Source organism: Corynebacterium sp. ACRPO (genome assembly GCF_022347205.1).
Classification (GTDB): Bacteria; Actinomycetota; Actinomycetes; order Mycobacteriales; family Mycobacteriaceae; genus Corynebacterium.
In genome coordinates this window covers 32533-45186 of the sequence record NZ_JAKRNE010000010.1, presented here as the reverse complement: position 1 = coordinate 45186, position 12654 = coordinate 32533, and the positions used below count along the sequence as shown (strand labels likewise).

At 57.7% G+C, this 12654-nt stretch carries 13 protein-coding genes and 1 riboswitch; of the genes, 3 read left to right on the top strand and 10 right to left on the bottom strand.

The features are described from left to right. Positions 1 to 9: 9 nt before the first annotated feature. The gene (locus MHY22_RS07865) at positions 10 to 1083 is read right to left on the bottom strand and encodes a magnesium and cobalt transport protein CorA (protein WP_239278831.1); all 1074 of its coding nucleotides are present in this window, start codon (positions 1081 to 1083) and stop codon (positions 10 to 12) included. Positions 1084 to 1191: 108 nt separating this feature from the next. On the opposite strand from MHY22_RS07865, the gene MHY22_RS07860 reads away from it, so the two are divergent. Further along, entirely contained in the window at positions 1192 to 1794 is a 603-nt protein-coding gene (locus tag MHY22_RS07860) for a bifunctional 2-polyprenyl-6-hydroxyphenol methylase/3-demethylubiquinol 3-O-methyltransferase UbiG (RefSeq protein ID WP_239278830.1), read from the top strand. Here MHY22_RS07860 and MHY22_RS07855 read toward each other — a convergent pair. The 4 genes from MHY22_RS07855 to MHY22_RS07840 form a co-directional block, all read right to left on the bottom strand. Next, entirely contained in the window at positions 1791 to 3326 is a 1536-nt protein-coding gene (locus tag MHY22_RS07855) for a bifunctional hydroxymethylpyrimidine kinase/phosphomethylpyrimidine kinase (RefSeq protein WP_239278829.1), read from the bottom strand. The genes MHY22_RS07860 and MHY22_RS07855 overlap by 4 nt on opposite strands. Beyond that, complete coding sequence (gene thiE, locus MHY22_RS07850) at positions 3319 to 3948, bottom strand: thiamine phosphate synthase (RefSeq protein WP_239278828.1); 630 nt, start codon at positions 3946 to 3948, stop codon at positions 3319 to 3321. Before thiE ends, MHY22_RS07855 begins: the two co-directional genes overlap by 8 nt. Beyond that, complete coding sequence (thiM, locus tag MHY22_RS07845; protein WP_239278827.1) at positions 3949 to 4761, bottom strand: hydroxyethylthiazole kinase; 813 nt, start codon at positions 4759 to 4761, stop codon at positions 3949 to 3951. Beyond that, a riboswitch (TPP riboswitch) is annotated at positions 4749 to 4846 on the bottom strand. (Overlaps the previous gene by 13 nt.) A gap of 161 nt (positions 4847 to 5007) precedes the next feature. Next, the gene (locus tag MHY22_RS07840) at positions 5008 to 6351 is read right to left on the bottom strand and encodes an NAD(P)/FAD-dependent oxidoreductase (RefSeq protein ID WP_239278826.1); all 1344 of its coding nucleotides are present in this window, start codon (positions 6349 to 6351) and stop codon (positions 5008 to 5010) included. Between the two features lie 233 nt (positions 6352 to 6584). Here MHY22_RS07840 and MHY22_RS07835 point away from each other — a divergent pair, with 233 nt between their 5' ends. Beyond that, positions 6585 to 7898 carry a class I SAM-dependent methyltransferase gene (locus MHY22_RS07835; protein WP_239278825.1) on the top strand — a complete coding sequence of 438 codons (1314 nt, stop codon included), beginning with the start codon at positions 6585 to 6587 and terminating at the stop codon, positions 7896 to 7898. A 26-nt stretch (positions 7899 to 7924) separates the two neighbouring features. On the opposite strand, the gene MHY22_RS07830 is transcribed toward MHY22_RS07835, so the two are convergent. The 4 genes from MHY22_RS07830 to MHY22_RS07815 all read right to left on the bottom strand — a co-directional run bounded on the left by MHY22_RS07830 (position 7925) and on the right by MHY22_RS07815 (position 11146). Further along, entirely contained in the window at positions 7925 to 8833 is a 909-nt protein-coding gene (locus MHY22_RS07830) for a Dyp-type peroxidase (RefSeq protein WP_239278824.1), read from the bottom strand. A gap of 1087 nt (positions 8834 to 9920) precedes the next feature. Continuing rightward, the gene (locus tag MHY22_RS07825) at positions 9921 to 10085 is read right to left on the bottom strand and encodes a hypothetical protein (RefSeq protein WP_239278823.1); all 165 of its coding nucleotides are present in this window, start codon (positions 10083 to 10085) and stop codon (positions 9921 to 9923) included. Positions 10086 to 10099: 14 nt separating this feature from the next. Next, positions 10100 to 10801: a YceI family protein gene (locus MHY22_RS07820; protein WP_239278822.1), complete on the bottom strand. Its 702-nt coding sequence runs from the start codon at positions 10799 to 10801 to the stop codon at positions 10100 to 10102. A gap of 3 nt (positions 10802 to 10804) precedes the next feature. Next, positions 10805 to 11146 (bottom strand): hypothetical protein, encoded by a 342-nt coding sequence (locus MHY22_RS07815; RefSeq protein ID WP_034655353.1) that lies wholly within the window; start codon positions 11144 to 11146, stop codon positions 10805 to 10807. A gap of 130 nt (positions 11147 to 11276) precedes the next feature. Between MHY22_RS07815 and MHY22_RS07810 the strand changes: the two genes are divergently transcribed. Further along, a complete protein-coding gene (locus MHY22_RS07810; protein WP_023021567.1) occupies positions 11277 to 11660 on the top strand; it encodes an RNA polymerase-binding protein RbpA in 384 nt (127 codons plus the stop codon). Positions 11661 to 11739: 79 nt separating this feature from the next. On the opposite strand, the gene MHY22_RS11650 is transcribed toward MHY22_RS07810, so the two are convergent. Beyond that, positions 11740 to 12633, bottom strand: coding sequence for a polyprenol monophosphomannose synthase (locus tag MHY22_RS11650; protein WP_150850620.1), 894 nt, complete (start codon positions 12631 to 12633; stop codon positions 11740 to 11742). Positions 12634 to 12654 lie beyond the last annotated feature (21 nt).

Genomic DNA, 12654 nt, shown 5'->3' with positions numbered 1-12654 from the left:
CCGGAGGGATTAGAGCCAGTGGTTCTTTCGGAACCAAGCCCACAGGCCCACAACGACCAAGATCATGATGATAATCGCCATGGGGTATCCCAGCGCCCAGTGTAGCTCCGGCATAATGTCGAAGTTCATGCCGTAGATACCCGCCACCAGGGTAGGCGCGGCCCACATGCCTACGACCGCGGAAATGGTGCGCATATCCGAGTTCTGTTGCATCGTTACCTTGGCTACCGAGGCGTCGATAAGCGAGGTAAGGCGCTCATCGAAGCTGGATACTTGGTCCTTGACCACGAGCTCATGGTCGTTGACATCGCGCAGGTAGGAGCGCAGTTGCTTTGAAATTAGATCCTTGTGGTCCGAGACCATGGATTTCAGTGCCACCGAAAGTGGGTCAATGGCATGCTTCATCTCCAGCACCTCACGCTTGAACATGTAGATGCGGTCTACATCAAACTTGAGGTTCGGGGTAAAGATTTCTTCTTCCAGCTCATCGACCTCGATACTGATAAGGCGGGAAATCTCCGAGTAGCGGTCCACCATCATGTCCAGGATCTTCCAGGCCATGGCCACTGGGCCGAGCTCCACCAAGTCCTGCTCATCTTCCACCGTATATGCCAGGTTGGGTAGCTTTGCCCCGTGTCGGACGGTGATGATGAAGTTGGAGCCCATAATCATCTGGATCTCGCCGGTAGAAATGATCTGGCGCTTATCCGTGACCTCGTCATGATCGCGGTAGTTCACCGAACGCGCGACCACGAAGAGCTGATCATCGTAGCGTTCGAGCTTAGGGCGTTGATGGGCCATAACGGCGTCTTCTACGATGAGTTCGTGGATGCCAAACTGGGAGGCCACTTTGGTCATCTGGGACTCGTAGGGCTCATGGAGGCCCACCCAAATGAATCCGCGGCCGTATTCCTCTATGGCTTCCAGAGCGGAGCTGGTGGAATACTCCCCGGGAAGCGCCTCGCCATCCACAAAGACGCGGCAATGTTCGATGGCGCGCTCCGGTGGTACCAGCAGGGAAGTGGGCTTACTAGGAGGCTCGGGTTTCTTGCGGCCCCTAAAGGGTGAAGGTACGGATGGCATCTTTTCAGCCTCCTTTGCGCGGTAGTGCGGGTATTTTCCCAATGGGCAGGCGGCGATTTTACGCAGCGGGTAAATCTTACACCGAAGCCGGGTAATATAATCGAATCTATGCCTACGTGGAAAGAAGTAACCGAAGCTAATCCCGAGCACTCCCATAACTTTGCTCGCAAATGGAAGGTGCTGGCTGCACAGGGTAAAGACATCAATGGCGAGGCCCGGCTTATCGACGCCATGGTGGAGCGCAACTCCACCATCCTCGATGCCGGCTGTGGCACCGGCCGCGTCGGCGGCGAGCTGCTTCGCCGTGGCCATAGCGTTGTAGGCGTCGACGTAGACCCCATTCTCATCGAGCACGCTGAGCACGATTTCTCAGAGGGGCAATGGTTCGTGGGAGACCTGTGCGAGGAAGAGGTGCCAGAAGGTCCCTTTGATATCGCCGTGTCTGCCGGCAATGTCATGGGCTTTCTAGCAAAGGAAGGCCGCGAGCCCGCTCTGCGCAATATCTATAATTCTCTCAAGCCCGGTGGTCGCCTCGTCACCGGCTTCGGCGAGGGCCGTGGCTGGGAATTTTCTGATTTCCTCGACATGGCGCAGAAGGTGGGCTACCGAGTCGACTTCACTTTCTCCTCGTGGGACATGAAGCTCTTCTCGGAGCATTCCACCTTCTTAGTCGCCGTTCTTTCGCGCCCTGGGTCGGACTTGCTGGCCTAAAAGCGCCTATCGGCTTGGTCGAAGAAGTCGACCTCATGGTGGCTGGCGGTGATATAGGCGCGCTCGGCCCGGAGGCGGGTGCACTCATCCGCCCCGGCGAGGGCTTGTTCGACGATGTCGAGGCTCGCGCGAACCCCGTTAAGGAAGTCCTCGCCGCCGTACATGGAGAGCCATGAGTGATAGGGGTGTTCGGGGGAATCAAATTCTGCGAGGTGGAGGCCTACTTCTGCATATAGCCAGTAGCAGGGCAGTACCGCCGCAGCGCCCACCACGTAGTCATCCGTGTGCGTCGAACGGATCAGGAAATCCGTATAGGCGCTAGTTACCCGGGAGGCTGCAGTCGTAATATCGCTCTCGAGCCAGCCCCGGTGCAGCTCGGCCTCCACCGCCAAGCAATCATGCGCTCCCTCAGCCCAGTGCAGTTGCTGTGCCGCTTCCGGGGCTTGGCTGGCGAGGCGAGCCAATGCCTTGGAATAAGCATTCAGATACTGGGCATCTTGGTCGAGGTAGAAGCCAAAGGCATCCTTTTCCAACGCTCCCGTGCCCAAGGCCCGAATAAAGGGCAGTGCCTTGATAGCCTCCCAGTGATCCCCGGCTAGGTTCCACAGGCGATGCGTGTGTGGGCCAGCTGCGGGAACGTGGGGCTGGTCGACGCTTTCCGGTTCTACCAGCTTGCCGGATAAGTACGGCTGGGGCAGGGTAGAGGCCGCCTGCATGAGACGCTGCGAGCGGTGCAGATGGTCCACGGGTCCGTGTCCCTTGCCCACGTGAAGCGCATCCGCATTAGCAATCGCCTCGTGCAGCCATTGGGTGGACCACGCCAGAGCTGCCGCGGGGCTATCGCCGGCTCCCAGGCGGGTGGCTAGGGCAGAAGAAAGGGAACAGCCAGTTCCGTGCGTATTCTTCGTGTCCACTCGGCTTGCGGCAACGCGGTGTACCAACCCATCCGCATTGACCACCGCATTGTCGGCGATGTCGGCATGAAGGTGCCCGCCCTTGACGACGACCGCGGTATTAGCAGCCTTTGCCCACTCCTTTGCCGTGGCAATCGCCTCTTCTAGGTCGCTCGCCTCGTCCGTCTGGGTAAGGACTGCCAATTCCTTCAAGTTCGGGGTGATGAGATCCACCTGGGAGCAGAGATCGCGCACGGCCTGTTCTGCTTCCTTCTCCAGCAGGCGATCTCCGCTGGTAGCAACCATTACCGGATCAAGTACCACGGGGACATCGTCCGGCAGGCGCCGCAGGAAGTCTGCGACCTTGGCGGTAATGGCGGCGTCGGCAAGCATGCCAATCTTTACCGCATCAATCTCCACATCGTCGATGACGGAGTCTAGCTGCTCCTGCAGAAAGTCCACCGGTGGTATGTGGACGCTGCGAACACCCTGAGTGTTTTGAGCCACCAACGCCGTCACGACGCTCATACCGTAGCCGCCTGCGGCAGAGATGGATTTCAAATCGGCTTGAATGCCGGCTCCGCCGGTGGGATCAGTACCGGCAATGGACAGTACTCGGGGATAGATCCCTTTAGCCATGGAAAGCCTCCTTAAGGTGGGCGGCGGCTGTTGCGGGGTCATCGGCCGCCATGATGTCGCTGACTACGCAAATTCCTGCAAACTCGCTGCCCGCCAGTTCGTGCGCATTATGGGTCTTGATTCCGCCGATGGCGACGGACGCGATGCCACGCTCACGTGCGGCGCGAGCGAGTGCTGCGGCCGCAACCGTACCCATGCCGGCTGGGGCGTTTTTCTTCGTTGCAGTCGAATGCACGGGCCCGATGCCGATGACATCTGGGCGCGCATCGTCCGCAATAGCAGCAAGCTCCTCGTGACTGCCGATGGATAAGCCAATAAGCTGTCCCTCACCCAGCTTCTCCCGGGCCTCGCGAAAAGCCATATCATCCTGCCCAATGTGCAGGTGGCAGCCGAGTTTTGCGGCCACCTCTACGCGGTCATTGATGAATAGCGGGACATCGCCCAGTACGCCAAGCAATTCGCGTGCGGTGCGCTCGATCTGTTCATCGCTAGCTTCCTTGTCCCGGAGCTGGACAACGGTAACACCGCCGCGTACAGCTTCCTGCACGATGGAAACCACGTTGTCTCGCCCGCCAGCCAGATCTGGATCGGTGACCAGGTAGAGCGTCCAGTCAATAGACACTTAAACCTCCTCTAGGTCAGTGAGCTTGACCAGGCCCTCGATATCCGCGGTCGGAACATCGTAGAGCGCATCCAGCCAAGCAACGGCAAAGGAGCCGGGGGCGTGGTGCTTTTCGGCGGCCACGCTACCTGCTGCGCCAACGTGCGCGTGGGCGGCGATGATCGCTTCGAAAGGATCCTCCCACGCGGCCAGATATGCGGCGCAGATAGCACCGAGGGAACAGCCAGTACCGATGACGTTTTGGAGCATCGGGTGCCCTGATTCGAGGTAGACGGCACGCGTTGTATCGCCGACATGGACGATAAGATCCCGCGGGCCGGAAATAGCCACGACGGCGCCGGTATCCCGGGAAAGTGCTACTGCCGAGTCCAAGGCGGCTTCCACGCCATCGGTAGATTCGACGCCACGGCCGCCTTCCCCGGTACCTGCGAGGGCGATGATTTCTGATGCGTTGCCACGAATTGCGCCCGGGCCAAGTGGCAGCACTTCGCGCATGAATTCGGTGCGTTGGCTCAGGCCGCCGGCACCTACCGGATCGAGTACCCAAGGGGTTTGCGCGGACCTCGCCCCAGCGATGGCCTCGCGCATGCCGCCGTATTGCTCGGAGTTGGGCGTGCCGCAATTGATGAGTACGCCGCTGGCTACCTGCGCGAATTCGCGCGATTCCTCCGGCGTATCGACCATCGCCGGGCTAGCCCCGATGGCCAGCAGGGCATTGGCGGTGACGTTACTGACGACCTTATTGGTCAAACATTGAATAAGCGGCGTGGACTCGCGCACAGCGTCGTGTGCGCGCAGAAAAGCATAATCCACAACTATCCCTTCGCTAGTTCTAACTGAGTGCAGGTTCGATGGGTATTTCTCAGCCGCACCATGTGCGGCACCCCATGTTGCGTGTCTTAGCCTAACAAAGGTCACGGAAACTATGTGCGAAAATCGGCGTTCGGTCGCCCCAGCAGTGGCATCGCCGGCGCTAGGAGCAGATCGCCCAGGAAAATAAAAATCGCCGCCCAGAGCCTGCTTTGCAGCAGATGGGGCGGCGATGCGAGCGAGGAGGTATTACTTCTCGTTCTTGTTAATGATATTGCGTGCGATGCGCTGCTGGGTGGTGATCTCCAGATTGCCGCGATCGCGGGAGAGGATATTGGTTGCCCAGTTAACCAGCACGGCCAAGCGGCTGCGCAGACCAATAACGTAGGTCAGGTGCAGGCCAAGCCATGCTACCCAACCGGCAAAGCCACCGAACTCGGTCTTGCCCAGCTTAACGACGGCGTTGAAGCGCTTGACGATGGCCATGGAGCCCTTGTCAAAGTAGTCGAAGGCTTCCTTCTCATTAGCGGTAGATTCCTCGTCCACCTTGGCCTGAATGAGCTTAGCGACGTGCGCGCCGCCCTGGATTGCAACCTGTGCCAGACCCGGCAGGCGGTTGAGGGAGATCATGTCACCGACCATGTAGACGTTATTGTGCTCGCCCACGGTCAGGTCCTCGTTCACGGAGACGCGACCTGCGCGGTCTGCCTCGACGCCAGCCTGCTCTGCAACCATCTTGCCCAGCGGGGAAGCGGCCACACCAGCAGACCAGATCTTGGTAGCACCCGTCAGGGTGGTCTCCTCCTCGGTCTTCATGTCCTTGTAGGTGACGGTGTCCGCGGTTACATCGGTCACCATAGCGTTCAGGTGCACCTGTACGCCTTCCTTTTCCAAGGTGCGCTGAGCCTTGCGGCCTAGGCGCTTACCAAATGGCGGCAGTACCTGTGGGGCGCCATCGAGCAGGTAAATCTTGGCAGAGGTGGTGCCGTAGTTGGAGTAGACATCGTTGAGGGTACGGTTTGCCAATTCGGCAATCTGGCCGGTGAGCTCAACGCCGGTTGGGCCAGCACCAACGATGATGAAGGTGAGCAGGCGCTCGCGCTCTGCGGGGTCGTCGGTAAGCTCAGCCTTTTCAAACGCCGAGATGATGCGAGAGCGCAGCTCCAAAGCATCGTCCAAGGTCTTCATGCCTGGGGCGAATTCAGCGAAGTGGTCGTTGCCAAAGTAGGACTGACCGGAACCTGCGGCGACAACCAGGGAGTCATAAGCATAGGTGCGGGAGAACTCGTCCTGCTCGGCGGTCACCGTCTGATCCGCCAGGTTGATATCAGTTACCTCAGCGTTGACGAAGTGGACGTTGTCCTGATCGCGCAGCAGCTGGCGGGTGGAAGGGGCAACCTCACCGGCAGAAATCATGCCGGTTGCTACCTGGTACAGCATCGGCTGGAACAGGTGGTGGTTCTTCTTATCGATGAGGGTGATTTCCACATCGGCGTTCTTCAGATTCTGAACGGTGTTGAGACCACCGAAGCCGGCGCCAACCACGACGACGTGATGGCGGCCACCGTTTGGGCGATAAGGGGTATCAGTCATGGAATTAATGCGACCTTCCTTAAGAAAGCTAATGTTTAGTACCCATACAGTCTAAACACTTCAAACAGAACGCGCATACTTAATGACTGATAAACTTCCGCCGCTGCGTTGCGGTTTCCGTGGGAAGAACCGGCGCGGCCGTGCGGAGCGCCTAAACCGGGGTGTGCACAAAGCTGACTAAGGTTGTTCCAGATAGTGACTTCCTCCGCCCACCAAGGAGCGCACCTGGCATTATGTCTTTTACCCGCCCTGAGCATTTGAGCTCTATCGATGCAGAATCCTGGCCCAATGTGGCTACGGTTCCCGCACCTCGTTGGCCTGGAATGAAAGCCCGCCGGGCAGAGGCTGAATTTGCCAAGGCCTGCGATGATGCCGGTCTAGAACTAGACCTCGAAGCCGAGGGCGGACCGGATCTCAAGGTGGGGCATGATGCCTTGTTTGAGCGCATTGCCGCTAGCGGTTGGCTGGGATTTGCGGAAAGTTATATGGCAGGAGAGTGGACCGTTACCTCCTCCTCGCAGCTGGTAAAGGTGCTCGGCCGCCTATTGGGAGTGGGTTACCTTCCCAAAGCCAAGATGCTAGGTGCTGGTAAGTCGGAGCCAGGGGAGCTGCCTCTGGAATTGGTTCGGCTCTATGCCGGCGATGGATTAAGCCATGTAGGTGGGGTATTTTCCAGTGGCGTACCGACCACCATTAGGGAAACGGTGGAAAGCTATAGCCCTAAGGCTGGGCGCAAGGAGCCGAAGAGCCACTTCGTCGATGTCACGACGCTGAGTGAGCCCACGAGTGTGGACAGGGATGACCTAGGAGATGCGCAGCGCCGCGCAGCGGATTGGCTGCTAGACGCTACCCGTACCGGCGCGGGAACCCACCTGTTGGTGTACCCGGCTGCCGGAATGCAGCCCGCGATGCGGGCGACTAAGCGGCGCGCTACAGTGGACGTTTTGACAAGTGATGTGGACCAAATGAGCCACATGCGCGAGGCCCTCGTATTCGAGGGAGCAGACGATTCCATCCATATCGAGCGCATTCCCGGCGTCGTCCCGAACCCCAAGCAGTGGCACGGGCACTATGACGCCATCGTCACCGTAGAAAAGGTAGAACAACTCAGCGCTAGTGAGCGCAAGGAGTACATCCGCGCAGTCGACCGCTTCTTGACGCCTAATGGCCGGGCAGGAATCCAGTCCATCGTGGCGACCGAGTCGATGACTGAGGCCGGTAGGGCCTCGCTTCAGGCTTTGCGAGCCTATGTGTGGCCAGGGTTGGACTATCCGCTCACGACCGAGATGCACCAGCTAGTAGATAAGAACTCCAACCTGCGCATCGTGTCCGAAACACACGTGGGCACCCATTACCTGGAGTCCCTGCGTCAGCAGCGATCCTTTTTTGATGGGCACCTACGGGAGGCAGCGGCCGCTGGATTCGACCCAGTCTTCCGCCGCTTGTGGACCTTCCAATTTGCCCTCCGCGAGGCCCTTATGACGCTCGGGATGATTGACTCGGTGCAATTTGGGTTGGCCCACCGCAACCGCGGGGGCCGGCGTTAGGCGGCCGGCCGTAAGGCGGGCGGCCCTTAGGCCGGAGGCAGCTCGTCGAAGTTCTTCATCAGATCCGCGCTGGGCACAAAGAAATTGGTGCCTGTAAGCGCAGTGGAGAAGTCCAAGATGCGGTCGTAGTTTCCCTCCGGCTTGCCAATGAACATATTGCGCAGGCGCTCCATGACGTTTTCTGGGTCCTTGGCATAACCAATGAAGTAAGTACCCATCTCACCCGCGGCGAAAGAGCCAAAGACCATGTTCTCGCGGTAAATATCTTCCTCTAGGTCATTGAGGGCTACGTGAGAATTAGTGGGCTTGGTATCGTCATCCAACTCGATATCGTCGGCCTTGGTGCGGCCGATGACCTTTTCTTGCTCCTCGGTGCTCATCTCGTTCCACTTGGCTAGGTCGTGGATATATTTTTGGACGGTGACATAGGAGCCACGGGGGTAGTCGGCGTCGTCGCCAAGCAGCACGGTATCTAAAGCCTCTTCGGCGAGGGGATTGGCGGTGCCATCCACAAAGCCCAGCAAGTCGCGCTGGTCTAGGTACTTGAAACCTTGGGTCTCATCGATCACCCTGGCGGCATCGCCCAGCTGATCCAGTACCTGGCGGGCCATCTCATGACACAGGTCATAGTTATTTGCACGGAAGTGGAGAAGAATATCGCCTGGCGTGGCCGGGGCCTTATGCGCGGCGTCAATTGCCTCAAATTCCTTCAGGCGTTCCGGCATCGGTGCGCTGGTCAGACGCGGCCACATGGAAGCACCAATGCCGACTACGGTATAAAGCTCGCCTTCGTTGTAGCGGAAGTTAACGGACTTAAACAGTCCGGCAAACCCCGTGAGCATATCGCGAGTGGCTTGCTCGCCGCCGTCCTTGATTTCAAGGACGAGGAAGAGAGCTGCGCGGGAAGGCTTATCTACTACGTGCTGAATCGTCATGTTGTCGATTTTACGCACCCTGTGGAGATGAGGTCCGTTCGCCGGCTTGGAATCGCCCCTGATAGAGACCTGCTTGGCCGTTATATGCGCTAGTGTGCATTTTGGTTGAAAACTAACCGATAGCCGGGTGAGAAGATGTGGACATGGATACGAAGAAGCAGAAGAAAAAGAACCGCGCGGATCTTCGTATTGTTTGCGCGGAAAGACGATTCATATGATGAGTCTTTTGCAGGAGTTGCGCTGACGCGCGCTCAAGAAAAAGCGATGGGACAATGTGTAGACCGCTCAGGGGTAACCTGTTGGACTGAAGAGGCACACCTGCGTGGGTGGAAAGGTCCACTGGATGTAGAACACCATCCGGAAGTGGCTTATATCGTATTTAGCGGTGGACACGCGCAGGGATCGGATCCGTCGAGCGCTGAATTCGATCCAGAGCTTAAGGCCGCATGTGCTACGAGAGACCAAGCCGAGAAAGAAATTGCCCGCCGTATGAGAAATGACGAGAGCCCAATTGTCGTGAAGGAATGGCACATCTGGGAAGCTTCATTCGGGCGCGTGTTGTCAGGAGCGAACGACAGAAGCGAGGTGCAGGTATCAATGTATGGAGTCAGGATCTAAAAGCGGGAATGCCACCTCTAGTTCAAATGACATAATGTACATTATCGGACAAACACTGATATCTGAAGGAGCTTCATGTGTTGCCCTCAACCGCGCCTGGGCGCGAACACATCTTTCCAGCCCATCTATTGGGCCCCGGTTCAGCCTCCTTCAATCTCCACACGATATTACGGCGCTTTGCTTGGCGACGTCCCGCGGTCTCTGTCGCGCCATCCGCCGGCCGCCAAACTCAGGCGCAGGTATGGATTCCGGCTGTAGCTCATCGGAGCTCGGATTTGCAGCAGCCGGCCTCATCTGTCTTTCGGGACTTCTTCATTCAGCGGCCAACCGTTATTGGCGGCGTATCGCTCGGCGACCGAAAAGCTGATATCGGGCAAAAATATGCTCTTCTAGTGGGGTCAACTACACCACTATATAACGTCACATTGACGTTATTCGGGGAAGTTCCCTCAACGCCGTGAAGGTCTCATTAGCGATTCCGGTAAGCGCTCCACAGCTGCCAGACAGTCAACAGCGCCAAAAGAACCGAGATGGCCACAATGACCCACATCTGTTGAGCGGCTACGAAAATGGTGAAGCCGATGACGACGACGAGGCGCAGCCACATAAACGGGATAATCTGACGGGAATTCACTGGCTAGGCCCTCGCTAGTTCTTCTCGAAGGAAATGCGGAGATTTACTTCGCCCTTTTCCTCGACCTTCGCGGCGAGCATCTCCGGGGTCTCTACGCCGTAATCAAGGCGATCAACTGGCACGGTGCCGCCGATAACGATCTGGTCTCCATCGCGAAGGACGTCAAAATCTTGAGTGATCTCGTGCGTCTTATCCTTGATCGTCAGATCGCCAGTGAGCTCAACCTTGCCAATGGTGCCGTCATCAGGGACGTCGGCAAGCGAGGCCGGCTTAGTCAGCTCAAAAGAAGACTCCGGGAAAAGCTGGGTCTCAAAGAGCTTGGACTTCATGTTCTGGTCGCGGACCTTCTTATCCGTGGTCAGCTCGTCCATATCAACGGTGACCGTGGCTGTTTTCAGGGTGGAATCAGAAATATCCGCCTGGCCGGTTACCTCCGTGGTGGATCCCGATGTGGTGGTCTTTTCCGCAGGTAGAACCTCATTAAAGGTAAAACCAACCGAGGTATGGTTATTAGCACGGCCCTTGGCTACCTCCCAGGTGCCATCGAGCTCCGTTGATGCGGCCTTTGCGCCGTCGGCAGAAACTGGTTCGGTCTTTACTCCGGCGCCCTTGAGGAGCGAATACACCATCGGGCCAATGGCCACGGCGGTGAGCAACACAATCAGCACCACAAAGATGGTGATGACGAGCTTGCGGTTATAAAAAAGCTTTTTCATCTTCTATCGAAGTCCTTCTAGACGTCGCGCCAGGGCAACAAGCTCTTCGCACAAACCGGCAAGCTCCTGCGCACTAGCGCCTTCCTCCGCGGCGGTGTTGATATCTTCTGCGGAACAACGTAGTTCAAAAAGTCCGTCGCGCAAACTCTCTGCTTTTTCTGGAGTGAGGATCACGGCATTGGCGGGAATCCCCGTGCCACTGACGTTATTTCTTTGCTCATAAGCACGCTGCTTACAGGAGGCGCTGCAAAACTTCCGTGGCCGTCCCCTACCGCCTTGGTCAATGTCCTTCCCACACCATTGGCAGGAACCGACGTTGCGTTCACGACTAGCTGTACGGATCACCCGATACACTTTAGTTCATTTTGGGCGGGCTGGGAACAAAGACGCGTGGGTGTTCGTTATAATTGGTAGCTCTTAGGCGAAGTTTTGCTTCGCACTCAATCAGGGATCTCTTTGAAAAGGATGATGTTGCATGGCAGATCGCGTACTCCGTGGCAGCCGTATGGGCGCAGTCAGCTACGAAACCGACCGCGACCACGACCTCGCACCGCGCCAGATGGTGAAGTACCGCACCGAAGACGGCGAGATTTATGAGGTGCCTTTCGCGGATGATGCTGAAATCCCTGAAGAATGGATGTGCAAGAACGGCAAGCTGGGCCACCTGGTAGAAGGTGAAGGCGTTGAGTCTAAGCCCGCTAAGCCACCACGCACCCACTGGGATATGCTGCGTGAGCGCCGCTCCATCGAGGAGCTCGATGAGCTGCTTGAAGAGCGCATTAACCACCTGCGCTCCCGCCGCCGTTCCGCAGCTCGCCTCTTGAAGGAACAGCAGGAGCAGCAGCAAAAGAACTCTTAAAGTTCTGCGGCAGCCAAAAGGCCCGTACCTCCCTAGTCTGACTAAGGGACGGTACGGGCCTTATGCGTTGCGGTGGCGCCTACTTCTTGAGCTGCGCAATCTGGTGCTTTGCCAGATGGCCAATCTCGCTGGCGAAGTCAGAAACCCAGCCGGCACCCTTGCGGGCCTGAACGTTTAGGTCATGAATGGAGCCGTCCTTGACTTCACGGTTGACCAACTTGGATACGGCGCCGCCAAAATCCTGCAGCTGCTCAGCGCGATGAGCAACGCCCCACTTGGTTACCTCGAGCAAGGAATCCTTCACGAAGGAACCATCCAGCTTGGACTCGCCATATTCGCGCTCGGTGAAGGTAATGGGAACCTCCCGAACGTCGAAGCCAGCCTTTACGGCACGGAAGGCCAGATCAACCTGGAAGATGTAACCGGCCTTGGATAGCTCATCAAAGTCGATGGACTCGAGCAGCTCGCGGCGGAACGCACGGTAACCAGCGGTCATATCGGACAGGCCAGCGCCCAGCGCTACGGAGATGTAGATATTGCCCAAGCGGGACAGGTACTCACGAGAAGCCGGCCAGTTGACGGTCTCGCCACCCGGGATATAACGGGAGCCGATAACTAGGTCCGCGCCCTTGTCCACCTCTTCCAACAACAGGTGAAGCTGTTCCGGCGCATGGGAGCCGTCTGCATCCATCTCACACAGCACCTGGTAGTCGCGCTCCAAGCCCCACTCAAAGCCGGCGATATAAGCGCCTAGCAGGCCGCCTTTGCCCTCGCGGTGGAGAACGTGGATGTGGTCATCCTGTGCTGCAAACTCATCGGCCTTGTCACCAGTTCCATCGGGAGAGTTATCGTCCACGATGAGGATATGGACCTCTGGGACGGCCTCACGGACGCGTCCAGTAATGAGAGGAAGATTTTCGATCTCGTTATAGGTCGGGATGATGACCAAGGTCGAGGATTCAAGCGTGCTCACAGTGTTTATGCTCCTACGTAT